Genomic DNA, 24,324 nt, shown 5'->3' on the forward strand with positions numbered 1-24,324 from the left:
AGCCGTGCACGGCGCCTTCCGTCCTGCTCGCGGTAGCCGCGGGCGGGCACGTACCCGGCGGACCCCTCCCCCGCACCGCCACGCCGCCCTGCCGCCGTGCCGCCGCTTCGCGGTGCCGCCGCACCGCGGTGCCGTTCCCCGGTGCCCGGGGGCCCGTCCACCACCGAAAGGACCTCACTGTCATGAGCACGCTCACCATCCGCCCCGTCGCCGGTCACATCGGCGCCGACATCGACGGTGTCGACCTCTCCCGGCCGCTGGCCGCGGAGGACGTCGCGGCCGTCCGGCAGGCCCTGCACCGCCACAAGGTCGTCTTCTTCCGCGGCCAGGACCTCGACCACGCCGCCCAGATCGCCTTCGCCCGCCAGTTCGGCGAGCTCACCTACGCCCACCCGCACGACGACGCCCCGCCCGCGGACCACCCGGAGATCTTCACCGTCGACCCGCGCCGCTTCGAGGAGCGCTACGGCAAGGGCTTCCAGGAGGAGTACCGCAAGCGCCGCTACAGCTACGTCGACGGCTGGCACACCGACGTCACCGCCGCCGTGAACCCGCCCGCCGGGTCGATCCTGCGGGCCGAGACCGTCCCCGCGGTCGGCGGCGACACCCAGTGGACCAACCTGGTCGCGGCCTACCAGGGCCTGTCCGCGCCCGTCCGGGCCTTCGTCGACACCCTGCGCGCCGAGCACCGCTACGGCGGCGGGCAGCGGGTGGAGGGCGACAGCGAGTACGGCCGCCGGATCAACGACAACCTGCTGGTGGCCGTCCACCCCGTGGTCCGGGTCCACCCGGAGACCGGGGAGCGCGCGCTGTTCGTCAACCCCGTCTTCACCAGCCACGTCGTGGACGTCACCGCGGTCGAGAGCCGCCGCATCCTCGACCTGCTCTACGCGGAGATCACCCGGCCCGAGTACACGGTGCGCCTGCGCTGGGAGGCCGGGCACGTCGCCTTCTGGGACAACCGGGTGACCGCCCACCTGGCGCCGCTCGACCTGGACCACCTCGACGTCGAGCGGCGGCTGCACCGGGTCACCCTGATCGGCGACGTCCCGGTCGGGCCGGACGGGCAGCGCTCCGAGCTCGTCGCCGGACGCCCGTTCACCGCCGACCACCGCGTCGCGGTGGCCTCCTGACCCCGTACCGACCCCGGCCGACCCGCTCCGAAAGGAACCGCACTCCCGTGTCCCCGCTCCAGGACCTCCCCGCCCCGGACCGCAGGCTCTTCCTCCGGACCCTGCTCGGCGCCGGTGCCGCCCTCGGCCTCGGCGCCTGCGCCAGCGCCGCCGCCAGCGGCCCCGCGCTGTCAGCGGACGCCGCGCTGCCGACCGAGGTGCCCTCCGGCACCAGCCTGCGCATCGCCTCCTCCCTCGGCGCCCAGCAGCTCCAGCTCCAGCTCTCCGGCCTGATCCGGCAGATCCCGTTCGACGTGTCGTCGTGGCCGAACATCGGCGCGGGGCCGGACGTCATCAACGCCTTCCGCGCCAACTCCCTGGACCTGGCCAACAACGCCGGCATCCCGCCGATCCAGGCCCACTTCCAGGGCTACGACGCACGCATCGTCGCGGTCAACCTGACCCGCAAGCCGTCCTACCTCTTCGCGACGAAGCCGCACAGCGACATCCAGTCGGTGGCGCAGTTCGCGGGCAGGAAGCTGGCGTTCTCCCAGGGGCAGGCGCAGGGCGTGGTGCTGCTGCGGGCGCTGCGGCAGGCCGGGCTGAAGAGTTCGGACGTGCAGCTGGTGCCGCTGACCAGCAACCAGTTCCTGACGGCCCTGCAGGCCGGGCAGGTGGACATCGCCCCGCTGGGCATCTCGCAGGCCCCGGCCTACCTCAACCAGTACGGCGCGGACGGCGCGCACACCATCACCACCGACGTGGTGGACCTGCTCAGCCTGCTGTGGGCCCCGGCCGGGGTGCTCGCCGACTCCCGCCGGGCCGCGGCGATCGCGGCGTTCGTCCCGATCTGGGCCAAGGGGCTGGTCTGGGTGTACGAGAACGCCCCGGTCTGGGAGCAGGAGTACTACGTCAAGTCCCAGAAGATCACCGCCGAGCAGGCCAGGCAGGTGACGGAACTGAGCAACAAGCCGCTGCTGCCGCCGAGTTGGGACGAGGCGATCGCCTGGGAGCAGCAGACGGTCGACCTGCTGGCCGAGGGCGGCTTCGTGAAGTCCTTCAAGGCGGACGTCCTCTTCGACCGCCGTTTCGAGCACCTCGCGGCGGCGGCCGTTCCCGCCGAGTACCGGAGTTGATCATGGCTGAACACGTGTCAACCACCGGGGCGACCGGCGTGGTGGACGCTCCCGGCCGACCCGTCGACGCGGCTGCGGGAGCGCCCGTGGAGGCGGCAGCGGAGGCGCTCGCGGCGCGGTCCGCTGCCGTCGCCACCGGGCCGGTGCCCGCTCCGGGCGGGCCGGTCGCCGGTCGCCCGCGGGCGCGTCGGCTGGGCCCCGGGCCGCGCCGTCCGTACGCCCGGCTGGTGGGTCCGCTGCTGCTGCTGGCGGTGTGGGCCGGGGCGAGCGCGGCCGGGGTGCTGGACCCGCGGGTCCTGCCCGCCCCGTGGACGGTGGTGCGGACCGGGGCGGAGCTGTGGGGCGAGGGGTCGCTCCGCACCGACCTGGGCACCTCGCTGTGGCGGGCGACGCAGGGTTTCGCGATCGGCCTGACGGCGGGTGTGGTGCTGGCGCTGGCCGCGGGGCTGAGCCGGGTCGGCGAGGCGCTGATCGACGGGACGGTGCAGGTCAACCGGGCCGTGCCGACGCTGGGTCTGATCCCGCTGTTCATCCTGTGGCTGGGCATCGGCGAGACCTTCAAGGTCGTCATCATCGCGATCGTCGTCTACATCCCGGTGTACCTGAACCTGCACGCCGCGCTGGCGGGCATCGACTCCCGCTACGTCGAGCTCGCGGAGGTGCTGCGGTTCAGCCGCCGGCGGTTCGTCCGGCAGGTGGTCGTGCCCGGCGCGCTGCCCGGCTTCTTCGTGGGGCTGCGGCTGGCGGTCACCGGCTCCTGGCTGTCGCTGGTCGTGCTGGAGCAGATCAACGCCACCAACGGCCTGGGCTACATGATGTTCCAGGCGCAGAACTACGGCCGGACCGAGGTCATCGTCCTCGGGCTGCTCATCTACGGGGTGTTCGGCTTCGTCTCCGACTCCGTCGTCCGTCTCCTGGAGAGGAGGGTCCTGTCGTGGCGCCGATCGCTGAGCAGTTGACCCCGCCCGCTGTCCGGCCCGCTGTCCGACTCGCCGGTCTGACCCGTTCGTTCGGGTCGCGCACCGTCCTCGACGCGATCGACCTGGAGATCCCGGCCGGTCAGTTCGTCGCGCTGCTGGGCCACTCCGGCTCCGGCAAGAGCACGCTGCTGCGGGCGATCGCCGGGATCGACCACGACACCGCGGGCAGCGGCGGGCTGTCCGCCCCGGAGCGGGTGTCGGTGGTCTTCCAGGACTCCCGGCTGCTGCCCTGGTCCCGGGTGCTGGAGAACGTCCTGCTCGGTGTGGGGAGACGGGACGCGGACGGCCGCCCGCCGGCCGAGCGCGGCCGGGCGGCGCTGGCCGAGGTCGGGCTGGCGGGCCGTGAGCGGGCCTGGCCCGGCGAGCTCTCCGGTGGTGAGCAGCAGCGGGCCGCGCTGGCCCGGGCGCTGGTCCGCGAGCCCGAACTGCTGCTCGCCGACGAGCCGTTCGGGGCGCTCGACGCGCTGACCCGGATCCGGATGCACGCCCTGCTGCGCGAGCTGTGGCAGCGCCACCGCCCGTCCGTGCTGCTGGTCACCCACGACGTGGACGAGGCGGCGGCGCTGGCCGACCGGGTGCTCGTCCTCGACCGGGGCCGGATCTCGGTGGACCTGGACGTCGACCTGCCGCACCCCCGCTCCTACCGGGACCCGCTGCTGGGCGAGTACCGCGAGCGGCTGCTGGCCGCCCTCGGGGTGCGGCCGGACGGCGGGCCGACCGCCGGGGCGGCGGGGACCGGTGCGGCCTCCGCGGAGCCCGGAGGGGAGGGCTGAGGTGGGCGAGTTCCTGTGGTACCTCCCCAACACGGTGGAGCCCGGCCACCGCGGCGACGAGCCGCGGGAGGACTGGGGCAGCCTCGAGCACTCGACCGAGCTCGCCCGCACGGTGGAGCGGCACGGCTGGGACGGGGCGCTGCTGGGCACCGGCTGGGGCCGGCCGGACACCTTCACCGTCGCGACGGCCCTCGCCGCCCGCACCACGTCCTTCAAGCCGCTGATCGCGGTCCGGCCCGGCTACTGGCACCCGGCCAACTTCGCCTCGGCCTCGGCCACCCTGGACCGGCTCAGCCGGGGGCGGGTGCTGGTCAACGTCGTCAGCGGGCTGGACGACGTCGCCTCCTACGGCGACGGCGAGTTGGACCGCTCGCGCCGCTACGGCCGCACGCTGGAGTTCCTGCGCCTGGTCCGGCGGCTGTGGGGCGAGGAGCGGGTGACCTTCCACGGGGAGCACTACCGGGTCACGGACTCCGCGCTGCGGCCGCGGCCCTGGGGCGCCGAGCGGGGGCGCCGTCCGCGGCTGTACTTCGGCGGCGCGAGCGCGGCCGCCGAGCGGGTCGCCGCGCAGGAGGCCGACGTCCAGCTGTTCTGGGGCGAGCCGCTGGACGGCGTCGCCGAGCGCGTCGGGCGGCTGCGCGCGCTCGGCGCGAGCCTCGGACGGCGGCACCGGCCGCTGGAGTTCGGACTGCGGGTGACCACCGTCGTGCGGGACACCTCGGCGGAGGCGTGGCGCGCCGCGGAGCGGAAGGTCGAGCTGATGGCCCGGCGGGGCGCGCAGGAACCGGAGGCGTTCCGCAGCCGGGCGGCGGTGGGCCAGCGCCGTCTGCTCGACCTCGCGGAGCGCGGCGAGGTCCTGGACGACTGCCTGTACACCGCGCCGGGCCGCTACGGGGGCGGGGGTGCCGGGACGACCTGGCTGGTCGGTTCCGCGCGGGAGGTCGCCGACGCCCTGCGCAAGTACCGCGCCCTCGGGGTGACGCACTTCGTGCTGTCCGACACCCCGTACCGGGAGGAGGCGGCCCGGGTCGGCGACCGGCTCCTGCCCTTGCTGCGGCGGTCCGATCCGGTGGCCGCGGCTCCCGGGGAGGTGCGCGGATGACCGCCGTAGCCCCCGACGGCAGGGCCCTGCGGGCGGTGTACGGGGCCTTCCCCACCGGGGTGACGGCGGTGGCCGCGCTGGTCGACGGGCGGCCGGTCGGCATGGCGGCCAGTTCGTTCACCCCGGTGTCGCTGGCGCCGCCGCTGGTCTCGCTGTGCGTGGCGCGCACCTCGGGGACCTGGCCGGTGCTGCGCAGGGCCGAGCGGCTGGGCGTCAGCGTGCTCGGTGCGCAGCACGCGGCGCTGTGCCGCCGGCTCGCGGGCCCCGCCGCCGGACGGTTCGCCGACGCCGCGTGGCGGGCGGCGCCGGGCGGGGCCGTGCTGCTGGACGGTGCGGGCGCCTGGTTCGCGTGCTCGGTCGAGCAGGAGGTGCGGGCCGGGGACCACGACGTGGCGGTGCTGCGGGTGCACGACCTGCACCTCGATCCGGCCGTCGACCCGCTGGTCTTCCACGCGAGCACGTTCCGCTCCCTGAGCCGCTGATCCCTTACCCCCCCCCGATTCACCGACCGATCCACCCACCGACCCACCGACGGAGGACCGCCCCATGGGCAAGCAGTTGCACTTCAACCTGTTCATCCACGACACCGGCCACCACGAGGCCTCCTGGCGGCTGCCGGAGTCCGATCCCGCCGCCGACCTGGACCTGGCCTTCCACCAGCGGCTGACCCGGATCGCCGAGGAGGCGAAGTTCGACTCGGTGTTCCTCGCCGACAGCCCGTCGCTGTGGGGCGATCCCAGCCGCCGCCCCTCGGCCAAGCTGGAGCCGACCGTGCTGCTGGCCGCGCTCGCCGCCGGGACCAGCCGGATCGGGCTGATCGCCACCGCCTCGACCAGCTACAACGAGCCGTACAACCTGGCGCGGCGGTTCGCCTCGCTCGACCACCTCTCGGGCGGCCGGGCGGGCTGGAACATCGTCACCACCGCCGGTGACGCCGCGGCCCGCAACTTCGGCCTGGAGGGGCAGCCGCTGCACCGCACCCGCTACGAGCGGGCGGCGGAGTTCCTGGAGGTGTCCACCAAGCTGTGGGACAGCTGGGCCGACGGGGCACTGGTGGCGGACAAGGAGGCCGGGGTGCACGCCAGCCCCGACCGGGTGCGCCCGGTCGGCCACCGCGGCCGGTTCTTCCGGGTCGAGGGGGCGCTGAACGTGCGGCGCTCGCCGCAGGCGTACCCGTTGCTGGTGCAGGCCGGGTCGTCGGAGGACGGCAAGGAGTTCGCGGCGCGGTGGGCCGAGGCGGTGTTCACCGCGCAGCCGACCCTCGCGGAGGGCCAGGCCTTCTACGCGGACGTCAAGCGCCGCGCGGTGGCCGCCGGGCGCGACCCCGAGCACGTCAAGATCCTGCCCGGGATCGTCCCGGTGATCGGCGCCACCGAGGCCGAGGCCCGCGAGTTGGAGGCCGAACTGGATCGGCTGATCAGGCCGGAGTACGCGCGCGAGCAGTTGGCCACGGTGCTGAAGGTGGAGCCCGAGCGGCTGCGCTTCGACGAGCAGCTCCCCGCGGACCTGCCCACCGAGGACGAGGTCGAGGGCGCCAAGAGCCGCTACACGCTGATCGTGGACCTCGCGCGCCGGGAGCGCCTGACGGTGCGGCAGCTGATCGGGCGGCTCGGCGGCGGCCGCGGCCACCGCACCTTCACCGGTACGCCGGTGCAGGTGGCCGACACGATCCAGCACTGGTTCGAGCACGGCGCGGCCGACGGCTTCAACGTGATGCCCGCGGTGCTGCCGTCCGGGCTGGAGGTGTTCGTGGCGGAGGTGCTGCCGATCCTGCGCGGGCGCGGCCTGTTCCGCACCGAGTACGAGGGCACCACGCTGCGCGAGCACTACGGCCTGCCCCGGCCCGCCAACCAGTACGCGTTCGCCGGGGCCGCGGCCGTGTCCGCCTGAGCAGTGCGTGCCTGGGCGGTGCGTGCCTGGGCGGTGCGTGCCTGGGTGCGCCCGGGCGCTGCGCCGCGGCTCAGGTGGCCGCCGGGGCGAGGCCGGAGAGGGCGGAGCGGACCTGCTGGCGGAACCAGCGCTGGGCCGGGTCGCTGTCGTGGCGCGGGTGCCAGCCCATGGAGATGTCGATGGGCGGCAGGGGCAGCGGGATCGGCAGCGCGGTCAGGCCGAGGGCGGCGACCAGCGGTGCGCCGGTGCGTGCCGGGACCTGGCTCACCAGGTCGGAGGCGGCGACGAGTTGGAGCGCGGAGGCGAAGGTCGGCATCGCCGCGACCACCCGGCGCCGCAGCCCGACGGCCTCCAGCGCGTCGTCCAGCGGCCCGCGCAGGCGGCCGCGCCGGGACGGGACGACGTGCAGCGCGCCCGCGAGCGCGGCCGGGGTGAGGGGGCCGCGGGTGAGCGGGTGCCCGGGCCGGACGGCGGTGGCCATCTCGTCGACCAGCAGCGGCTCGACGCGGGTCTCCGGCGCCGGGGCGGTGATCACCCGGACCTCCAGGTCGGCCCTCCCCTCGCGCAGGACCAGCTCGTCGGGGTGGGGGCCCTCGGAGAGCAGGACGACGGTCACCTCCGGCGCGCTGCGGCGCAGGCGCGGCAGCAGGCGGTCGGCGAGGGCCCCGGCGAGCAGGTCGTTGGCGACGACCGTGAACGTCCGCTCCAGCCGGGCCGGGTCCACCGGGCGGTCCCGGGCGAACAGGGCGCGCGAGCGCTCCAGGACGGCCTTCACCTCCGCGTGCACCGCCTCGGCGCGCGGGGTCGGCACCATCGTCTGCCCGGAGCGGACCAGGATCGGATCGTCGAACGCGCTGCGGATCCGGGCCAGCGTCCGACTCATCGCGGGCGCGGAGAGGCCGAGCCGGTCGGCGGCGGCGGAGACCGAGCACTCGTCGAGCAGGACGTCGAGCGCGGTGAGGAGATTCAGGTCGACGTCCCGGGTGGTGGCGGCCACGGATGCCCTCCCAGCTGGATGATTGCGTCCGGTGCACTGTACTCGTGCGGTGGGTGCATTTGTCGTCATGGCGGTCCGCTCCTAACGTCTCCCCCAGTGAGGTCCACGACCTGGAGGGGACGAGATGAAGACCGAGCACCTGCCCGTCGGGCACGCCGGGCCCGGCGAGAGGGCGGCCGCGGAGCGGGCGGGGACTAGGGGCGTCGTCGCCCTGATGTCCCTGTGCGCGGGCACGCTGCAGGCCATGGCCGCCGCGATGAACCTCGCGGTGCCCTCGATCGCGCACAGCGCCCTGCGCCCCGGCCCCACCGCGCTGGTGTGGATCGTGGACGCGTACCTGATCGCCTTCGCCTGCCTGCTGATCCCCGGCGGCGCGCTGGCCGACCGGCTCGGGCGCAAGGGCGTCCTGCTGACGGGACTGGGCCTGTTCGCGGGCGGCGGGCTGCTCGCGGCCTGCGCCGGGAACGTGCCGCTGCTGATCGCCGGGCGGCTGGTCGCCGGGGTGGGCGCCGCCCTCGCCCTGCCCGTCACCCTCGGACTGCTGGTGCTGGTCCTCCCGCAGGCCGCCCGCCCGGCCGCCGTGGCGACCTGGACCGCGTCGCTCGCCGTCGGCGGCATCCTCGGCAACGTGGTCGGCGGCGTCGTGCTCGAACTCCTGCCCTGGCAGGGGCTGTTCCTGGTGTTCGGCGCGGCCGGGGCGCTGCTCCTGCCGGCCTGCGCGCGGTGGGCGCCCCGGACCCCCCGGCGGTCCGTTCCGCTGGACGCGCCCGGCTCGGTGCTGCTGGCCGTGGCGATCGTCGCCCTGGTGCACGGTCTGATCGAGGGCCGCGAGCGCGGCTGGACCTCCGCCTGGGTGCTCGGCTCCTTCGCCGCCGCGGCGGCGCTCGCGGCCCTGTACGCCCGGGTGGCGCTGCGCCGCGAGCACCCGCTCCTGGACCCGCGGGTGTTCGCGCTGCGCCCGGTGCGGGCCGGGACGGTCGGGGTGGCGGTGGCCTTCGCCGGGGCGTTCGCCATGTTCTACGTCAATGCCCAGTACCTGACGCTGGCCCACGGCTACTCCCTCGCCCTGGCGGGCTTCGCCATCGCGCCGATCGCCGTCGCCATGACGCTGGCCTCGCGCTCCTCCGGCCGGCTGGTGGCGCGCTGGGGCGCGCGGCGGGTGGTCGCGCTCGGCTTCGCCGGGCTGGTGGCCGGTCTCGGCGCCTTCTCCTTCGTCGGCGCCGGCACCCCGTACGCCCTGTACCTGCTCTGCCCGGCGCTCGCCCTGGCCGGCATCGGCCTGGCGCTGCCCCCGCTGTCCGGCGGGCTCATGGCCGCGCTGCCCGCCGACCGGGCCGGTACGGGCTCCGGGCTCAACGGCGCCGCCCGCGAGGTGGGCAGCGCCGTCGGTGTCGCGGCGATGGGCACCGCGCTGGGCGCCCACGCCGTCGGTTCCGGCGCCTCGGCCGCCGCCCTCAGCGCCGCGATGGACTCCGGCTTCCGGGTGGTCGCCGTCGTGGTGGCCCTGGTCGCCGTCCTCGTCGTGCGCTGGACCGACTGAGCGGGGCCGCCTCCCGCCCGGCCCCGGGTGCTGCTCGTACGCGCGGCCGCGGGCCCGGGCGGGGCTCGCGCTCAGGGGCGGTCCGGCCCTTCGGCCGGGGCGGGGCGGGTGGCGGGCGGCTCCGCAGCGGGCCGGGAGGTGCCGAAGTGTCCGGCGGCGCGGTGCAGTTCCGCCGTGAACTGCGCGCCCGCCAGCAGTGCCAGGTTGGTCAGCCACAGCCAGATCAGGAAGACCACCGTCCCCGCCAGCGAACCGTACAGGCGGCTGTAAGTACCGACGGCACTGGTGTACAGGGCGAAGCCCGCCGAGAAGACCAGCCAGAGCGCCGCGGCCAGGACGCCGCCCGGCAGGCTGCCCCACCGGCGCCAGGCCGGTTCGGGACCGGTCCGGAAGACGATCATCACCAGCGTCGCCGCCACCACCAGCAGCACGGGCCAGCGCACCACCGACCACACCAGCGGAGCCGTCCCGCCCAGGTGCAGCACCTCCCCCGCCTCCTGCGCGGCCGGGCCGCTGAGGATCAGCGCCAGGGCGCTCACGGCCAGCAGCACCAGCAGCACGGCCGCGGTCGCCACGATCCGCGGGGCCTTGCGCAGCGGGGAGCGCCGGTCGCTGGTGCCGTGCATCCGGTGCAGCGCCCGCCGGAACACCGCCAGGTAGCTGCAGCACGACCACAGCGCGCTGCCGGTCCCGGCGACCATCAGCGTCCAACCGGTCGAGCCGCCGCCCAGCGCCTGGATCAGGACCTCGCCCAGCTCCGTTCCGGCCTGGCCCGGCACCACGCCCGCCAGGTGCACCGCCGCGTTCCGGGCCGCGGCCGGGCTGATCAGCGCGAAGCCCACCACCGTGGCGAGCAGGGCCGGGAGGATCGCCAGGACCGCGTAGTACGTCAGCGCTGCCGCGAAGTCGGTGACGTCTTCGTTCCACATCGTCAGCGGCGTGCGCCGCAGCGCCCTCCCCCACCGCCTCCTCCCCCACCGTCTTCCCCCGCCCGACACCCCGACCACCGCGAACCCCCACCGCTGAGAGAACCGAACGCGCCCGAGCGGCCGCCCGGACCGGTTTCCCGCTCCGACCGGCGCCAAACCCGGCCCCGGACCCGACCCCGGACAGCGGGGCGGGCGGGGGCCGTGACCCGGAGGACCGGTACGGGGTTGGACCGGGCATGGACACCCACGGCGTCGTCGTCACCGGCCGCTTCCCCGCTCCCCCACCGCCCGCCCCGGACCACGACGGGAGCGGCGGCCCGGACGGCCACGGGAACGGCCGGTACCAGCCGGACCTGCAGGAGCGGCGGGCGCTGGCGCGGGCGCGCAGGGCCGGGGAGCGGGCCGCGGCGTGGGTGCGGGCGCTGGCCGGGCGGCAGCCGGAACGGGCGCACGGCCGGGCGCTGCTGCGCACGGCCGCGGCGCTGGAGGCGGCCAGCGGAGCGGCGGTCGTGCCCGGCGGGGACGGCTCGGCCCTGGACGGCGGCAGCCGCTACCACCTGCTCGCGTCGTGGGCGATCGGCCCGGTCTACCACTACGGCCGGGACGCGCAGACGCTGCCCGAACTGACCGCCGCCGAACGCCTGGCACTGGTGGCGGCGTGCGCACTGGCCGCGGCGATGCCCGGCACGGTCAGCGGCGACCTCGCCCCGGAACTGGACGTCCTGGCCGCCGCCCTGGAGGACGCCGTCCGGGCCGGGCGGGGCGCCGCTCAGAAGGCGTAGCGCACCCGCAGCCACGGGGCGCGGGCGTCGATCAGCGCACGCAGCGTCTGCACGGCGGACGCCTTGACGCCGGTGCGGTAGCGCACGTTCCAGCTGCCGTTCTCGGAACGCTTGGGCTCCTGGAGGTCCTCCCGCCACAGGACCTCTTCGGCCCGGGGGTGCCAGCCGAGGTTGACCTCGTGCAGGTCCCGGTTGTGCGTGAGCATGATGATCTCCGCGGCGGCCTGGTCCTTGACCCGTCCCGGGAGCGTGTCGTCCATGGCGCGCAGCAGTTCGCCCCAGTCGCGCTCCCAACCCGGGCGGATGACCACCGGGGAGAGGTTGAAGTGCACTTCGTAGCCGGCGTCCAGGAAGTCGGCGGCCGCCGCGAGGCGTTCCGGGACGGGGCTGGTGCGGATGTCGAGGTGTCGGGAGTCGTCGGGCGGCATCACGGAGAATCGGATGCGGGTGCGCCCCCGGGGGTCGAGCCGCAGCAGGTCGGGGTTGACGAACTTGGTGGCGAAGGAGGCCTTGGCGGTGGGCAGCCGGCGGAAGGCCCGGACCAGGTCGGCGGTGTTGTCGCTGATCAGGTCGTCGACCGAGCAGTCGCCGTTCTCCCCGATGTCGTAGACCCAGGCGCGCTCGTCGCACTGGTTGGGCTCGCGCTTGGGGCCGGTGGAGGCGACGTGTCGTTCGACGGCGGCGAGGACGCGCTCGACGTTGGTGAAGACGGTGATCGGGTTGGCGAAGCCCTTGCGGCGCGGGACGTAGCAGTACGCGCAGGCCATGGCGCAGCCGTTGGAGAGGCCCGGGGCGATCCAGTCGGCCGACCGTCCGTTGGGGCGGATGCCGAAGGTCTTGCGCTCGCCGAGGACCAGGGTGCCGCGTTTGACCCGCACCCAGCGCTCCACGTTGCCCGCGTTGCCGTGCAGCTCGGGGACGCGCCAGTGGGAGGCCGTCTCGACGACCCGCGCGCCGGGGAAGCGGGCGATGATCTGCCGGCCCCGCCAGGAGCACGCGGCTGCCGGTTCGGCGTGGATCTCGGCGACGTCGAGCAGTCGGCGCGCCTGCTCCCCGTCGCGGAAGGAGCGGCCTGCCCGCTCCGCGTCCGGTGCCGAGGCGGCCACGAGTTCGTCCAGGTCGAACAGGCCCTCGGCCCCGTCCTCCGGTCCTCCGGGGCGCTGTCGCATGCCCACCAGTGTAGGGAAGGGCGCTGACCGTTCCGGGACGGCGCGGGCCCGGCCCGCGGGGCGGTTCGCGGGGCCGTTCGCGGGCGGGCGCGGCTTCAGGCGGCGGCGACCAGGTCCGCGCGGCCGAACAGCAGGGCGTAGCCGCGCGGCAGGTGGTCGAGGAGGCGGTCGGTGAGGCCGTCGTCGTCGGTGAGCTCGGTGAGGGCGGCCAGGACGGAGGAGGCGTCCCAGCGGGCGGCGGTGAGACTGGTGCCGAGGGTGTGGGCGAGGCTCTCGACGAAGGCGGGGGCGGTGACGGGGCGGGGCAGCGGCAGCTGGGCGGCGAGGACGGTGCGGGCCCGTCCGGGCAGGCGGGCGGCCAGGTCGCAGCGTTCGTCACCGGTGAGCTGCGTGCCGAGCAGGGCCAGGACGGCGTCCAGGACCCGTTCGGCTTCCGCGTCGGTGGGGTAGCGGCCGAGGTGGCGGAGTTGCCGGAGGAGGTGGCGGTAGCGGGTCATGACCATGGGGGCCTTCCGGAACCGGCCGCCCACGGGTGGCGGCGTGAGGGGTGCTCTGGGGGTGGTCTGAGGGGTGGTCAGGGTCGTTCGCCTGCGGTCGGGCGGCCGAACAGCAGGTCGTAGCCGGGCGGTAGTTGGAGCAGGACGCGCCGGGTGAGGTCGTCGCCGGCGGCGTCGGCCACCGTGGACAGGACGGCGCCGACGTCCCACAGGGCCGTGGCGTCGGTGGCCCCCTCGATCCAGGCCGCGGTCGCGCGCACGAAGCGTTCCTGGCTGAGCGGCTCGGCGGCTTGCAGGGGGTTGAGCAGGACCAGGGCCATGGTCTCCGGCAGGCGGACGGCCAGTTCCGCGCGCACGTCGCCGACCAGGTGGGCACCGAGCAGGGCCAGGACGATCCGGGCGGCCCGCTCGGCCTCCTGCGGGGTGGCGTACTCGCCGCGTTCCTGGACCTCCTCCAGGAACGCCTCCCATCGAAGGGTCATCGCCGTTCTCCCTCCGTTCCAGCGGACGGGCGCGACAGGCGCCGGGCCGGGGCCCGGCGGTCGGGGGGGGTGTTCCGGCCGCCCCTGGCATCGAGGGGGAGGGATCGGGGCGGCGCGGAACGGCTTCGGGGCCGGTCAGGCCTGGATCTGTTTGCGGCTCCCGGTGTGGCCGATCGCGACCTTGCGGGGCCGGGCCTTCTCGGCGACCGGGATGCGCAGCGTCAGCACGCCCTCGTCGTACTCGGCGGTGATGCCGTCCGGGTCGAGGGTGTCGGCCAGCACGACCTGCCGGGAGAAGACGCCCAGCGGACGCTCGGACAGCTCCCACTGCACGTCCTCGCCCTGCTGGCGCGGTCGGCGCTCGGCCTTGACGGTCAGCACGTTGCGCTCGACGTCGATGTCGATCGCCTCCGGGTCCACCCCCGGCAGGTCGAAGCAGATCACGTACTCGTCGCCGGCCCGGTACGCGTCCAGCGGCATCGGGGTCGGGCGGGACCAGGTTCCCGTGCCGCCCAGGAACTGCTGGGCCAGGCGGTCCAGGTCGCGGAACGGATCGGTGCGCAGCAGCATCGCGAAACACCTCCACTTCCACTGGTCGAGTGGTTGCCGGTGCGCTTCACCTGACACCTTTGTAGCGCGTCATCCATCGGATGACAAGTGCCGGTGTCACCGATGGAGTGACTTCGTGGACGGGCGCGCTCCGCGGGGGCGGGGCACGCCGCCGGTGCCGTCAGGCGGGGAGCAGGAAGAGTTCGTCGGTGTAGCACCAGGCCCAGTTCTCACCGGCCGAGAGCGACCGGGCGAGGTGGTGGCCGTCCTCGGCGCGGGCGTGGCGGTGGGCGTGCTGCCGGGGGGAGCTGTCGCAGCAGCCGACGTGTCCGCAGGTCAGGCACGCCCGCAGGTGCACCCAGGTGCCGCCCTCCCGCAGACAGTCCTCGCAGCCGGTGGCCGGGCGGGCGGGGACGTCCCGGATCGAGTCGAGGTGGTGGCACACCGGCTGGACGACGAGTCCCCGGTCCACCGCGACGCGCCACACGTGCTGGTCGTTCACACCGTCCACGGTACCCGGCCTACTGCGCCCGGTCCGGTCCGTCGCGGGTGGCGGCGTCCCGGCCGCCGGCGCCGAGCAGGCCGGTGGCCTGGAAGGGGTGGTCGGCGGCGATCCGCGGCACCTCGGTGCGGGACAGGTGGGTGACCAGTGGCGGCAGGGCGGCCCGGACCGGCTGGACGGCGCGCAGCCAGCCGGGGACGTAGACGGCGGGGGACCGCCGCTCGACGGCCCGCACCAGCCTGGCCGCCACGGTGCTCGGCGGGTACACCTTGCGGGCGGGGCGGGGCATGTGCGCGCGCAGCTCCCGCAGGACGGTGTGCCGGTCGGCGCCGCGGACCATGTCGGTGTCGATCCAGTTCAGGTAGGCGATGCCGACCCCGACGCGCCGGTGGGCGAGTTCGGCCTGCAGGGCGTGCGCGAAGGCTTCGACGCCCGCCTTGGAGGCGCAGTACGCGCTCATCATGGGCGAGGTCCCCATCGCCGCCAGGGAGGCGATCTGCAGGAGGTAGCCGCGGGTGGCGAGCAGGTCGGGCAGGAAGGCGCGGGCGCTGGTCGCGCTGCCGATCAGGTTCACCTCCACCACCCGCCGCCAGGTGGCGGGGTCGGAGTCGGCGAACGGTCCGCCCTCGGCCACCCCGGCGTTGGCGACGAGCACCGACGGCGGGCCCAGTTCCTCCCGGACCCCGGCGGCGGCGCCGTCCATCGCCGCGTCGTCGGTGACGTCGACCTCCCAGCAACCGCTACGCCCGGGCAGGGAGCGGGCGACCTGCTCCAGCGCCTTCCCGTTGAGCCCGAGCAGCGCGACGGTCGCGCCCCGCCGCGAGAGTTCGGCGGTCACGGCCGCGCCCAGGCCGCGCGCGGCGCCGGTCACGACGACGACCCGGCCCGCCAGGGGCGAGCCGCTCCTCCCGTCCGGCGGGGGCGTGCGCGGCGGGTCGTCAGGTCGTTTCACGGCGCTCCTTCATCTCGGCCTCGGCGATGTGGGCGCGGCCGTCGCCCAGGGCCTCGCGGACCCGCCGTTCGACTTCGGTGAAGCGCCGGTGGTAACCGTCGTCGTAGGCCTCGACGACCTGGAACGTCCACATGCCCGGCAGGACGTCCGCCCCCTGGACCTCGCGTTCGACCAGGTCGGCCTGCTCGCCGTGCCCGGCCTCCCGCAGTCGGCGCACCGCCTCGCCGACCGCCTTGTCCGCGCCGCCGGTGAGCTGGTGGAAGTCGTACAGGCGGCCGCGGGCCCGCTGGGTGGTCTCCAGGGCCTCGGACAGCAGCCCGAGCGCCTCGACCGTCGCGTCGTCCGTGCCTGGCGGCCGCTCGTACCGCCGGGCCCTTCCCTCCGTGCCGTCAGCCATCTCGCCTCCCGCTTTCCTCCGGGCACCGGGCCCGGGTCCGTCGACCGGTGCCGCCGCGTCTGCCCGATCGGGGCCCGGGCCACACGGGGCCGTACGGGTGCATCCGGGGGGTGAATCGCGTGCCGCGGACGACTGGGGCGCCGGGAGGGGGATAGACGGAGGAAGCCCTCTGCGCCGCCGGTGCGCGGCGCCCCAGGCGCCCGCACGGGGCGCGTGCCGGAACCCGACGGGAAAGCGAGTCCGATGTCCTCCGTACCACTGTCGGCGTCCGCGGGGGGCCGAGGCGCCCCGCCCGGGCAGGCCGGTCCCCCCGGTGTGCTCGCTCCCCCGGCCGAAGGACGCGGTTCGCCCGGCGGAGCGGGGCCGGTCGCGGCGTCGGCCGGGTGCGTCGACGGCGACGTGCCGGGCGCGGTCGGCCGGGTGCTCGACCGGTTCCTGGACCACCGGGTGGCGCGGGCGGCCGCGGCGGACGGGGCCTTCGCGGCCGACGTCGCCCGCCGGGTGGCGGAGTTCACCCGGAGCGGGGGCAAGCGGACGCGGGGGCAGTTCCTGTGGTGGGCGATGCGCGCGTGCGGGCGGGGGGACGGGCCGGTGGGCGCCGCGCTGGCCACGGCGGCGGCGTTGGAGCTGCTCCAGACCTGCGCGCTCGTCCAGGACGACGTGATGGACGGGTCGGCGACGCGCCGCGGCCGCCCGGCCCTGCACCGGGAGGTGGCCGCCCAGTACGCGCCCGGCGCGGGCGGGCGGGGTGCCGCGGACCTGGGCGCGGCCGCGGGCGTCCTCGCCGGGGACCTGGCCCTCGCCTGGGCGGACGACCTGGCGGCCGCCGCGCAGGCGGAGCTGCGGCCCCGGGTGGGGGCGCTGGTGCGGGAGGTCTGGTCGGACCTGCGGACGGAGCTGGTGGCCGGTCAGTACGCGGACGTGCACGGCCAGGTGACCCGGTCGCGTTCGCCGGGCCGGGCGATCCGGATCGCCCGGCTGAAGAGCGGGATGTACTCGGTGGAGCGGCCCGTGCACCTGGGCGCCGTGCTGGCCGGGGCGGAGCCGGGGCAGGTGGCGGAACTGCGCCGCGCGGGCCGCTGCGCGGGGATCGCCTTCCAGCTCAAGGACGACCTCGACGGGGTCTTCGGGGATCCCGCGCGCCTCGGCAAGCCCTGCGGCGAGGACCTCCGGGCGGGCAAGCCGACGTACCTGGTCGCGGTGGCGCGCGCCCGGGCGGCGGCCCGCGGCGACCGGGTCTCGTCGGAGGTGCTGGAGCGTTGCCTGGGCGACCCGGAGCTGGACGACGCGGGGTTGGCGGAGGTCAGGGAGGTGCTGGTCAGGACGGGGGCGCCGACCGCGGTGCGGTCCCGCGTCGAACGGCTCTCCGCGCGCAGCGCGGAGCACCTGGAGCGGGCGCGCCCGACGGGTCCCGGCGCCGGACGGCTGGCCGACCTGCTCAGGGCGGCCGCCGGGATGCCGCCCGTCGGGGCGCGCGGTGCGGGGGCGGCGCGGTGAGGCGCGCCGTGCCGCCGTCCGATCACGTGGTCGTCGTCGGGGCGGGCCTGGCCGGGCTGTCCGCCGCCTGCCACCTGGTCGGCGCGGGTCGGCGGGTGACGGTCGTCGAACGGGACGGGGGGCCCGGCGGGCGGGCGGGGCGGATCCGGCGCGGCGGGTACCTCTTCGACACCGGGCCGACCGTGCTGACCATGCCCGACCTGGCGGACGAGGCGTTCGCGGCGGTCGGCACCTCGTTGCGCGCGCACGTGGACCTGCTGCCGCTGCACCCCGCGTACCGGGCCCGGTTCGCCGACGGCAGCACGCTGGACGTGCACACCGACGCGCGGGCGATGGAGGACGAGGTGGCGCGCTTCGCCGGGGCGCGGGAGGCCGCGGGGTACCGGGAGCTGCGCCGCTGGCTGGTCCGGCTGCACCGGGCGCAGATGCGGCGCTTCATCGACGCCAACTTCGACTCGCCGTGGCAGTTGCTCAACCCGGACCTGGTGCGGCTGGCCGCGCTCGGCGGGTTCGGTCGGCTCGCGCCGCGGATCGGGCGCCACCTGCGCGACGAGCGGCTGCAGCGGGTGTTCTCGTTCCAGTCGCTGTACGCGGGGGTGGCCCCGGCCCGGGCGCTGGCCGCCTACGCGGTCATCGCCTACATGGACACCGTGGCCGGGGTCTGGTTCCCCCGCGGCGGCATGCACGCGCTGCCCCGGGCGATGGCCGCCGTCGCCGAGGCGGCGGGGGCCGGGTTCCGCTACGGGAGCACCGTGGTGGGCCTGGAGCGCAGCGGGGGCAGGGTCACGGCCGTGGTCACGGACCGCGAGCGGATCGCCTGCGACGCGGTCGTCCTGACGCCCGACCTGCCGGTGGCGTACCGGCTGCTGGGGCGGGCGCCGCGGCGGGCGGTGCCGTTGCGGTTCTCCCCGTCGGCGGTGGTCCTGCACCTGGGGACCGACCGGACGTGGCCGGAGCTGGCCCACCACACCCTGTCGTTCGGGCACGCCTGGGAGCGGACGTTCGACGAACTGACCCGCACCGGCCGCCTGATGACGGACCCTTCGCTGCTGATCACCCACCCGACCGGCACGGACCCGTCGGCGGCCCCGGCCGGGCGGCACACCCACTACGTGCTGGCCCCGGTGCCGAACACCGTCATCGGTCCGGACGCCGCGGCCTGGGGCGACCTGGCGCCCGGCTACCGCGACCGGCTGCTCGACACCCTGGAACGGCGCGGGCTGACCGGGATCGGTGCGGCCGTGGAGGAGGAGTGCCTGGTGACCCCGGCGGACTGGACCGCCCTGGGGCACGCGGCCGGCACGCCGTTCTCCGCGGCCCACACCTCCGCGCAGACGGGTCCGTTCCGGCCGCGCAACCTGGTGCGCGGCCTGGAGAACGTGGTGCTGGCCGGGTGCGGCACCACTCCGGGGGTCGGCGTCCCGACCGTCCTGATCAGCGGGAAGCTCGCCGCCGCCCGGATCACCGGCGCGGCGCGCCCGGCCCGGGCGCGCGGCCGTGCGCCCGCGGCCCGTCCCCCCGCGCCCGGCACCGGCGCGACGCCCGCCCCGCCCCCGACCGCAGGAGTGCCGCATGACGGCCCGTGAACTGGACGCCGCGGGGATCACCGCCCCCGACCTGCGGGCGGCGTACGCCGCCTGCCGCGAGCTCAACGCCCGGCACGGGCGCACGTACTTCCTGGCGACCCGGCTGCTGCCGCCGGAGCGCCGGAGCGCGGTCCACGCGCTGTACGGCTTCGCCCGGTGGGCGGACGACATCGTCGACGGGCTGGACCGCCGCGAGACGCCCGCCGAGCGCGACCGGCTGCTGGCGGCGCTGGAGCGGGACCTGGCGCAGGGTCTGCGGCGCGGCGACGCGGACGAGCCGGTGGTGCGGGCGGTCGCGGACACCGCGGGGCGGTACGGCATCGACCCGGTGCTGTTCACCGACTTCATGGCCTCGATGCGCGCCGACCTCACCGTCACCGACTACCCGACCTACCGGGACCTGTGCGGTTACATGCACGGCTCGGCGGCGGTGATCGGCCTGCAGATGCTGCCCGTCCTGGGGACGGTGACCGGCCGGGCCGAGGCCGAGCCGCACGCGGCCGCCCTCGGGGTGGCGTTCCAGTTGACCAACTTCCTGCGCGACGTGGGCGAGGACCTGGACCGCGGCCGGGTGTACCTGCCGGCCGACCTGCTCGCGGCCCACGGGGTGGACCGGCCGCTGCTGGAGTGGAGCCGCCGCACGGGCCGGGACGACGCCCGCATCCGGGCCGCGCTGGTGGCCGCCGCCGCGCTGACCCGCGGCGTCTACCGGGAGGCCGAGCCGGGCATCGCGATGCTGGAGCCCCGGGTGCGGCCGTGCATCCGGACGGCCTTCCTGCTGTACGGCGGCATCCTCGACGCGATCGCCGAGGGCGGCTACCCGGTGCTGCACCGGCGGGCGGTGGTGCCGGTGCGCCGCAGGGCGGCCGTCGCCGTGTCGGGGCTGACCGGCGTCGTGGCGGCCCGGGTGCGGGCCCCGGGGCGGGGCGGTCCCCCGCCCGGGCGGCCGGGCCGTCGGCGGGCGGGCCGGGGGGCGGGGCGGTGAGCGCCGCGCGCCGATGGAGGTCGCCGCTGCGGCTGCGCCGGGGGGCGGACTGGGCGCGGCAGGAGCCGTCGTGGCGGCAGGCGCGGCCCGCGCTGATCGCCGCCGCGCTGGAGCGGGCGGGGGCGCGGCCCGCCGGGAACTGGTTCGCCGTCGGCGCGGCCGGGGAGGTCGCCGCGGGCGGTCGGCCGTGCGGGCGGCTGGTGGGCGGCACGGAGGTGGTGCTGTGGCGGGACGCCGCGGGCGTGCTGCGGGCCGGGCCGGGGGTCTGCCCGCACCTGGGGGCGCCGCTGAAGGACGGCCGGGTGGTGTGCGGCACGCTGGTCTGCCGCTGGCACGGGCTGGCCCTGGACGGCGGGCCGACGGCCGGGTGGGAGCCCTTCCCGGCGTACGAGGACGGGGTGCTGGCCTGGGTGCGGCTGGACGCCATGGGGGGCGGGGAGCCGACCGAGCGGCCGGTGGCGGTGGAGCGGCCCGGGCTGCGGGGGGCGGTGGCGGCGGTGTACACGGGGTGGGGGCGCTGCGAGCCCGAGGACGTGGTGGCCAACCGGCTGGATCCGTGGCACGGCTCCTGGTTCCACCCCTACTCGTTCGCGGACCTGACGGTGCGGGAGGTGCCGGACGGCACCGGGGAGGACCGGTTCGCGGTGGACGTGTCGTTCCGGGTGGCCGGGCGGCTGGTGGTGCCGGTGCGCGCGGTCTTCATCGCGCCCGGGCCGCGCACGGTCGTCATGCGCATCGTCGAAGGCGAGGGGGCGGGGTCGGTGGTGGAGACCCACGCGACGCCGCTGACCGCCCCCTCCTCCCCCGCGCCGCGCACGGCGGTGGTGGAGGCGGTCGTCGCCGCTTCGGAGCGCCGGGGCTTCGCCGTGGCCCGGGCGCTGGCCCCGGCCCTGCGGCCGCTGGTGCGCCGCACCGCGGGGCGGCTGTGGCGCGACGACCTGGCCTACGCGGAGCGCCGCTGGGCGCTGCGCAGCACCGGCCGCTTCCCCGGCTGAGGGGGCCGCCGGGCGGTCAGCGGGCCGCCCGGCGGGCCAGGGCGCGCAGCAGGCGGGAGCGGCCGGAGCGGGGCACCGTCCACAGGGTCTGGCCGGTGACGCCCCAGCGGGCGAGCAGGGCGTTGGCGGCCTGGAAGCCGGTGGTGGCGGCGCGTTCCATCAGGGCGACGGGCAGGTCGGTGCGGACGAGGTCCCCGGCGAGGACGACGGCGGGGTGCGGGGTGGTGACGCCGGGGCGGCGCGGCCAGCCGCCGACCGGGAAGGCCGGGCAGTCCCGACGCCATTCGTGGCGGGCGTCCACCGTCCGGGCGTCGCGGGTCTCCGGGTAGACCTCGTGCAGCCGGGCCGTCATCCGTTCCTGGACCTCCTTGGGCTCGGCGTCCTCGGCCACGGCGTAGGCGTGCAGTTCGACCACGGAGCCGCCGGTGCGGGCGGACCAGCGGGCGGCTTCGCCCTCCCAGCGCTCCAGCACGCTGACGTTGTCCAGTCCGTCGTAGCCGCTGGTGCCGAGGAAGCCCGGCCGGTCGGCGGCGACGGGGCGGTCCAGCCAGAGCCGGGAGACCAGGAAGGGCGGCGCGGTGCGCAGCGCGGCGATGTCGGCGCGCCAGGCGGGGTCGCCCAGCGCCGCGGAGTTCGCGACGAGGGTGCGCAGGCCGGCCGGGTCCAGGGCGAGGACGACGGCCTGGTGGCGTTCGGCGCCCCGGTCGGGGGTGGCCACTTCGAGGTCCCCGCCGGGCAGCGGCCGGACGGCGTCGACGGCGGAGCCGGTGCGCAGGTCGGCGCCGAGGGCGCTCAGGTAGGCGGCCAGCGGCTCCCACAGGGCCTGCGGGTAGGGCTCGGTGGGGACGTCGAAGAGCAGGCCCTCGGAGGAGCCGAGGAAGTAGATGTGGAACATCAGCAGCAGTTCGGCGGCGGACAGGTCGCGCGGGTCGGTGAAGAAGCTGCGGGAGAACACCTCGAAGGCGAGGTGGCGGGCGGCCTCGGGGAAGTTGATCCGCTGCAGCAGGTCGTGCGCGCTGGTGGTGTCGTGGCGTTCGAAGACCTCGGGGAGGCGGACGTCCAGCAGCGGGAGGGCGGCCCGGACGTCCAGGGAGGCGAGGTCGCGCAGGCCGAAGGTGGGGCTGAGGGCGACGAAACCGGCGGCGCTGAGCGGCGGGGTGCGCGGCACCCGGGCGAAGCTGTCGGTCGCTCCGGAGCGCCGGTGCAGCGGGTAGTCGGGCAGTCCGGCCAGCCGGGTCAGGCCGGGGTCGGTGCGCCGCAGCAGGCCGCGCAGGTTGTAGTACTGGCGGAAGAAGGCGTGGAAGCCGCGGCTCATGGTCGCGGTCGATCCGTCGGCGAGTCGGGTGCTCCAGCCCGCGACCCGGCCGCCCAGCACGGGTTCCCGTTCGTGGAGGACCACGTCGATGCCGCGTTCGGCGAGGGCCGTCGCGGCGGCCAGGCCGGCGATCCCGCCGCCGACGACGGCCACCCGGGGCGGCTCGGCCCCGGGGAAGCGGGCGCGGCCCGGGGCGGCGGGCACCACTTCGGCCCGGCGGTCCCGCCCGTGGCGGGCGCCGGACGGGGTGCGGCTCATCCCCGCACCGCCGGGAGGGCGGGGGTGGGACGGGCGGCGTGGTCGTGGTGGTGCGGGGGCGTGGTCAACGGTGGTCCTCACGGGGGTGCGGGGCGGGTGCCGGGCGCGGCCCGGCGGGGCAGCAGCGGCAGTTCGGCGGCCGACCGCAGCATGGGGCCGACGGGGCAGCGCAGGCCGATGCGGAGCTCCTCCAGGGGCGTGCTCGCGCCGTCCAGGAAGCGCAGCACCTGGGCGGCGGAGGTGCGGCGGAACAGGTCGGTGAAGAAGCGGGGTCCGTCGACGCGGCCGGTGTCCAGGGCGCGCAGCAGGACGGCGTCCATGGCCAGGGCCCGTCGGCGGTGCGGCGCGGGTGCCGGTGCGGGGCGGTGCGGCGCGGCCGGTCGGCCGAGGGACTCGGCGATGGCGCGGCCCTGCCGCTGGACGGCGGCGAAGGTGTAGCCGGTGGCGGGGCGGGTGGCGCCGCCGGCCGTGCCGATGTGCACGTGCGCGGGGGCGGTGCGGCGGGGGAAGCGGCCGTCCGTCATGGGGATGGCGCCCTGTTCGACGTCCTCGACGGTGAGTCCGCCCAGGCCCAGGACTTCCCCGGTGTAGGCGCGCAGGGCCCGCTCGTACGCGGGGAGGGTCAGCGGGTGCCGGGAGAACTCGGTGTACTCCACCAGGGCCCGGTCGGGGGCCAGTGGCAGGACGTACCCGAAGGCGAGGCCGTGGGCGGGCTGCGGGACGCGGAAGTCCATGAGGTCCGCCGCGCCCGGGTCGAAGCGCGGGCGGTCGGTGCGCACGAACCAGCCCCGGAAGTGCTGCAGCAGGGCGGTGCGGGCCGGTGGGAACCGGGCGGGCGGCCTGGAGTCGAAGACGTACCGGGCGTCGAGGGTGAGCGGCCGCCCGGCCGGGTCGTCGGCGTGCACGCGGGCGCCGGGCCGTCCGTCCGGCCGCGCCCGCACGTGCCGGACCGTGGCGCGCAGGACCCGGGCCCGGGGGTGGGCCGCGAGGCGGGTGTGGACCAGGTGCTCGAAGGCGGTGGAGCGCAGCATCCGGTAGCGCAGGGGGGCGGGCGCCGCTTCGACGCCCTCGCCGTCGGGGCCGGTGATCCGCAGCCGGGACCACTGCGCGGCGACGGCCTCCTCGTACGCCCCGGGGCCGTCGTCCCAGAAGCACCAGGTCCGGGGGGCCGGGCGCAGCGGGCCCTCCGGTGCCTCGACGAGGGTGACGTCGAACCGGGGGCCGCCGTCGGCTCCGCGCGGGTCGTGCCTGACCAGGCAGTCGGCCAGGCTGAGTCCGGCGGCTCCCCCGCCGATGACCACCAGCGCGAGGGGCTCGGTCTCCGGAGTGCCTCTCAACTCGCTTCCGCCTTCCGGCTCCGGACGGGGCGCGGGGCGTTCGGCCCGTCACCCGGCGCGCTGCCGGGGATCCGGGCGGCGGGCGCCGCGAGGGTGTCCCCACCCTGCCACCTCTGCCCCGGTTCGGCCGTGCCATTCGCCGGGACATGCCGCCGTGTCCGCTGTCCGGTGGAGCCGGCGCGGCAGGGCGCGGCGGGTCCGCCCTCCGCCCGAACGGTGCGGAAGGGGTGCGCCTTTGCGTCCGGGCGCGGCCGGGTGGACCGTGGGGGGTGGAAGCGAACCAGCACGCCATCGGACTCGGGACCACCGGGAGGACGCCATGTCCGTCAGCCACTCCGTCCCCGCTTCGGCCCAGCTGCCCGGCCACTCCGTGCCGGTCGAGACACCCGAGGGTGAGGGTTCGACCACGCACGGCATCTCCACGCCCGAGGCGGTGGAGCTGCACACGGCCTGGCCCGGCTGGGTCCCCCTGCTGGTCATCATGGTGATGGTGGTCTGCTGCATCGGCTTCGCCGTCGGACGGATCTTCGCCTGAGGAACCGCCCGTCCCCGGCCTCGGCGG

The 24,324-nt window shown here is 76.4% G+C and carries 25 protein-coding genes; 14 read left to right on the forward strand and 11 right to left on the reverse strand.

The genetic code is table 11. The features are described 5' to 3' along the window. Nucleotides 1–182: 182 nt before the first annotated feature. The 7 genes from ACFY00_RS15570 to ACFY00_RS15600 all read left to right on the forward strand — a co-directional run bounded on the left by ACFY00_RS15570 (nucleotide 183) and on the right by ACFY00_RS15600 (nucleotide 6,993). The gene (locus tag ACFY00_RS15570; protein WP_388031524.1) at nucleotides 183–1,133 is read left to right on the forward strand and encodes a TauD/TfdA dioxygenase family protein; all 951 of its coding nucleotides are present in this window, start codon (nucleotides 183–185) and stop codon (nucleotides 1,131–1,133) included. Nucleotides 1,134–1,180: 47 nt separating this feature from the next. After that, a complete protein-coding gene (locus tag ACFY00_RS15575) occupies nucleotides 1,181–2,248 on the forward strand; it encodes an ABC transporter substrate-binding protein (RefSeq protein ID WP_388031526.1) in 1,068 nt (355 codons plus the stop codon). Between the two features lie 2 nt (nucleotides 2,249–2,250). Then, nucleotides 2,251–3,207 carry an ABC transporter permease gene (locus tag ACFY00_RS15580; RefSeq protein ID WP_388031529.1) on the forward strand — a complete coding sequence of 319 codons (957 nt, stop codon included), beginning with the start codon at nucleotides 2,251–2,253 and terminating at the stop codon, nucleotides 3,205–3,207. After that, nucleotides 3,183–4,001, forward strand: a complete 819-nt coding sequence (locus tag ACFY00_RS15585) for an ABC transporter ATP-binding protein (protein WP_388031531.1) — start codon at nucleotides 3,183–3,185, stop codon at nucleotides 3,999–4,001. The genes ACFY00_RS15580 and ACFY00_RS15585 overlap by 25 nt, the downstream gene beginning before the upstream one ends. 1 nt (nucleotide 4,002) lies before the next feature. Further along, nucleotides 4,003–5,103 (forward strand): LLM class flavin-dependent oxidoreductase, encoded by a 1,101-nt coding sequence (locus ACFY00_RS15590; protein WP_388031534.1) that lies wholly within the window; start codon nucleotides 4,003–4,005, stop codon nucleotides 5,101–5,103. Further along, nucleotides 5,100–5,585, forward strand: a complete 486-nt coding sequence (locus ACFY00_RS15595) for a flavin reductase family protein (protein ID WP_388031536.1) — start codon at nucleotides 5,100–5,102, stop codon at nucleotides 5,583–5,585. Before ACFY00_RS15590 ends, ACFY00_RS15595 begins: the two co-directional genes overlap by 4 nt. 64 nt (nucleotides 5,586–5,649) lie before the next feature. Then, on the forward strand, nucleotides 5,650–6,993 hold the full coding sequence (locus ACFY00_RS15600) for an LLM class flavin-dependent oxidoreductase (RefSeq protein ID WP_388031539.1): 1,344 nt from the start codon (nucleotides 5,650–5,652) through the stop codon (nucleotides 6,991–6,993). Between the two features lie 70 nt (nucleotides 6,994–7,063). Here the strand turns inward: ACFY00_RS15600 and ACFY00_RS15605 are convergent, their stop codons facing one another. Continuing rightward, nucleotides 7,064–7,990, reverse strand: coding sequence for a LysR family transcriptional regulator (locus tag ACFY00_RS15605; protein WP_388031542.1), 927 nt, complete (start codon nucleotides 7,988–7,990; stop codon nucleotides 7,064–7,066). Between the two features lie 124 nt (nucleotides 7,991–8,114). On the opposite strand from ACFY00_RS15605, the gene ACFY00_RS15610 reads away from it, so the two are divergent. Next, nucleotides 8,115–9,530, forward strand: a complete 1,416-nt coding sequence (locus tag ACFY00_RS15610) for an MFS transporter (RefSeq protein ID WP_388031545.1) — start codon at nucleotides 8,115–8,117, stop codon at nucleotides 9,528–9,530. A gap of 71 nt (nucleotides 9,531–9,601) precedes the next feature. Here ACFY00_RS15610 and ACFY00_RS15615 read toward each other — a convergent pair whose 3' ends face one another. After that, nucleotides 9,602–10,459: a YihY/virulence factor BrkB family protein gene (locus tag ACFY00_RS15615; protein ID WP_388031548.1), complete on the reverse strand. Its 858-nt coding sequence runs from the start codon at nucleotides 10,457–10,459 to the stop codon at nucleotides 9,602–9,604. Between the two features lie 236 nt (nucleotides 10,460–10,695). On the opposite strand from ACFY00_RS15615, the gene ACFY00_RS15620 reads away from it, so the two are divergent. After that, nucleotides 10,696–11,241 carry a hypothetical protein gene (locus ACFY00_RS15620; RefSeq protein WP_388031550.1) on the forward strand — a complete coding sequence of 182 codons (546 nt, stop codon included), beginning with the start codon at nucleotides 10,696–10,698 and terminating at the stop codon, nucleotides 11,239–11,241. Here the strand turns inward: ACFY00_RS15620 and ACFY00_RS15625 are convergent. The 7 genes from ACFY00_RS15625 to ACFY00_RS15655 form a co-directional block, all read right to left on the reverse strand. Then, entirely contained in the window at nucleotides 11,229–12,410 is a 1,182-nt protein-coding gene (locus tag ACFY00_RS15625) for a spore photoproduct lyase family protein (protein ID WP_388031553.1), read from the reverse strand. The two genes, ACFY00_RS15620 and ACFY00_RS15625, sit on opposite strands and share 13 nt — an antisense overlap. Nucleotides 12,411–12,505: 95 nt before the next feature. Next, nucleotides 12,506–12,913 carry a DUF2267 domain-containing protein gene (locus ACFY00_RS15630; RefSeq protein WP_388031555.1) on the reverse strand — a complete coding sequence of 136 codons (408 nt, stop codon included), beginning with the start codon at nucleotides 12,911–12,913 and terminating at the stop codon, nucleotides 12,506–12,508. 71 nt (nucleotides 12,914–12,984) lie between these two features. After that, nucleotides 12,985–13,389, reverse strand: a complete 405-nt coding sequence (locus ACFY00_RS15635) for a DUF2267 domain-containing protein (RefSeq protein WP_388031558.1) — start codon at nucleotides 13,387–13,389, stop codon at nucleotides 12,985–12,987. A gap of 135 nt (nucleotides 13,390–13,524) precedes the next feature. Then, nucleotides 13,525–13,959: an Hsp20/alpha crystallin family protein gene (locus ACFY00_RS15640; RefSeq protein WP_388031561.1), complete on the reverse strand. Its 435-nt coding sequence runs from the start codon at nucleotides 13,957–13,959 to the stop codon at nucleotides 13,525–13,527. 160 nt (nucleotides 13,960–14,119) lie between these two features. Beyond that, the gene (locus ACFY00_RS15645; RefSeq protein WP_388031927.1) at nucleotides 14,120–14,383 is read right to left on the reverse strand and encodes a UBP-type zinc finger domain-containing protein; all 264 of its coding nucleotides are present in this window, start codon (nucleotides 14,381–14,383) and stop codon (nucleotides 14,120–14,122) included. Nucleotides 14,384–14,459: 76 nt separating this feature from the next. After that, the gene (locus ACFY00_RS15650) at nucleotides 14,460–15,392 is read right to left on the reverse strand and encodes an SDR family oxidoreductase (RefSeq protein WP_388031563.1); all 933 of its coding nucleotides are present in this window, start codon (nucleotides 15,390–15,392) and stop codon (nucleotides 14,460–14,462) included. Beyond that, complete coding sequence (locus ACFY00_RS15655; RefSeq protein ID WP_388031565.1) at nucleotides 15,379–15,789, reverse strand: hypothetical protein; 411 nt, start codon at nucleotides 15,787–15,789, stop codon at nucleotides 15,379–15,381. The genes ACFY00_RS15650 and ACFY00_RS15655 overlap by 14 nt, the downstream gene beginning before the upstream one ends. Nucleotides 15,790–16,104: 315 nt before the next feature. Here ACFY00_RS15655 and ACFY00_RS15660 point away from each other — a divergent pair, with 315 nt between their 5' ends. Genes ACFY00_RS15660 through ACFY00_RS15675 form a run of 4 tightly spaced genes read left to right on the forward strand, consistent with a single transcriptional unit; the run spans nucleotide 16,105 to nucleotide 20,852 of the window. Continuing rightward, on the forward strand, nucleotides 16,105–17,286 hold the full coding sequence (locus ACFY00_RS15660; RefSeq protein WP_388031567.1) for a polyprenyl synthetase family protein: 1,182 nt from the start codon (nucleotides 16,105–16,107) through the stop codon (nucleotides 17,284–17,286). Beyond that, nucleotides 17,283–18,872 carry a phytoene desaturase family protein gene (gene crtI, locus ACFY00_RS15665; protein ID WP_388031570.1) on the forward strand — a complete coding sequence of 530 codons (1,590 nt, stop codon included), beginning with the start codon at nucleotides 17,283–17,285 and terminating at the stop codon, nucleotides 18,870–18,872. The genes ACFY00_RS15660 and crtI overlap by 4 nt, the downstream gene beginning before the upstream one ends. Next, on the forward strand, nucleotides 18,859–19,857 hold the full coding sequence (locus ACFY00_RS15670; RefSeq protein ID WP_388031572.1) for a phytoene/squalene synthase family protein: 999 nt from the start codon (nucleotides 18,859–18,861) through the stop codon (nucleotides 19,855–19,857). Before crtI ends, ACFY00_RS15670 begins: the two co-directional genes overlap by 14 nt. Beyond that, nucleotides 19,854–20,852, forward strand: coding sequence for a DUF5914 domain-containing protein (locus tag ACFY00_RS15675; protein WP_388031574.1), 999 nt, complete (start codon nucleotides 19,854–19,856; stop codon nucleotides 20,850–20,852). Before ACFY00_RS15670 ends, ACFY00_RS15675 begins: the two co-directional genes overlap by 4 nt. 16 nt (nucleotides 20,853–20,868) lie before the next feature. Here the strand turns inward: ACFY00_RS15675 and ACFY00_RS15680 are convergent, their stop codons facing one another. Then, nucleotides 20,869–22,425 (reverse strand): FAD-dependent oxidoreductase, encoded by a 1,557-nt coding sequence (locus ACFY00_RS15680; RefSeq protein WP_388031577.1) that lies wholly within the window; start codon nucleotides 22,423–22,425, stop codon nucleotides 20,869–20,871. 77 nt (nucleotides 22,426–22,502) lie between these two features. Continuing rightward, entirely contained in the window at nucleotides 22,503–23,762 is a 1,260-nt protein-coding gene (locus tag ACFY00_RS15685; RefSeq protein WP_388031579.1) for a lycopene cyclase family protein, read from the reverse strand. Between the two features lie 319 nt (nucleotides 23,763–24,081). On the opposite strand from ACFY00_RS15685, the gene ACFY00_RS15690 reads away from it, so the two are divergent. Then, nucleotides 24,082–24,297 carry a DUF6480 family protein gene (locus ACFY00_RS15690; RefSeq protein WP_388031582.1) on the forward strand — a complete coding sequence of 72 codons (216 nt, stop codon included), beginning with the start codon at nucleotides 24,082–24,084 and terminating at the stop codon, nucleotides 24,295–24,297. The last annotated feature ends 27 nt before the right edge of the window (nucleotides 24,298–24,324 follow it).

Source organism: Kitasatospora sp. NPDC001540, from assembly GCF_042894345.1.
Lineage (GTDB): Bacteria > Actinomycetota > Actinomycetes > Streptomycetales > Streptomycetaceae > Kitasatospora > Kitasatospora phosalacinea_C.

Excerpts from the sequence above, each read along its gene's own strand:
- ACFY00_RS15570 (WP_388031524.1), top strand. The coding sequence starts at position 183 with ATGAGCACGCTCACCATCCGCCCCGTCGCCGGTCACATCGGCGCCGAC.
- ACFY00_RS15580 (WP_388031529.1), top strand. The coding sequence starts at position 2,251 with ATGGCTGAACACGTGTCAACCACCGGGGCGACCGGCGTGGTGGACGCT.
- ACFY00_RS15595 (WP_388031536.1), top strand. The coding sequence starts at position 5,100 with ATGACCGCCGTAGCCCCCGACGGCAGGGCCCTGCGGGCGGTGTACGGG.
- ACFY00_RS15600 (WP_388031539.1), top strand. The coding sequence starts at position 5,650 with ATGGGCAAGCAGTTGCACTTCAACCTGTTCATCCACGACACCGGCCAC.
- ACFY00_RS15610 (WP_388031545.1), top strand. The coding sequence starts at position 8,115 with ATGAAGACCGAGCACCTGCCCGTCGGGCACGCCGGGCCCGGCGAGAGG.
- ACFY00_RS15615 (WP_388031548.1), bottom strand. The coding sequence starts at position 10,459 with ATGTGGAACGAAGACGTCACCGACTTCGCGGCAGCGCTGACGTACTAC.
- ACFY00_RS15620 (WP_388031550.1), top strand. The coding sequence starts at position 10,696 with ATGGACACCCACGGCGTCGTCGTCACCGGCCGCTTCCCCGCTCCCCCA.
- ACFY00_RS15625 (WP_388031553.1), bottom strand. The coding sequence starts at position 12,410 with ATGCGACAGCGCCCCGGAGGACCGGAGGACGGGGCCGAGGGCCTGTTC.
- ACFY00_RS15630 (WP_388031555.1), bottom strand. The coding sequence starts at position 12,913 with ATGGTCATGACCCGCTACCGCCACCTCCTCCGGCAACTCCGCCACCTC.
- ACFY00_RS15635 (WP_388031558.1), bottom strand. The coding sequence starts at position 13,389 with ATGACCCTTCGATGGGAGGCGTTCCTGGAGGAGGTCCAGGAACGCGGC.
- ACFY00_RS15640 (WP_388031561.1), bottom strand. The coding sequence starts at position 13,959 with ATGCTGCTGCGCACCGATCCGTTCCGCGACCTGGACCGCCTGGCCCAG.
- ACFY00_RS15655 (WP_388031565.1), bottom strand. The coding sequence starts at position 15,789 with ATGGCTGACGGCACGGAGGGAAGGGCCCGGCGGTACGAGCGGCCGCCA.
- ACFY00_RS15670 (WP_388031572.1), top strand. The coding sequence starts at position 18,859 with ATGACGGCCCGTGAACTGGACGCCGCGGGGATCACCGCCCCCGACCTG.
- ACFY00_RS15680 (WP_388031577.1), bottom strand. The coding sequence starts at position 22,425 with ATGAGCCGCACCCCGTCCGGCGCCCGCCACGGGCGGGACCGCCGGGCC.
- ACFY00_RS15690 (WP_388031582.1), top strand. The coding sequence starts at position 24,082 with ATGTCCGTCAGCCACTCCGTCCCCGCTTCGGCCCAGCTGCCCGGCCAC.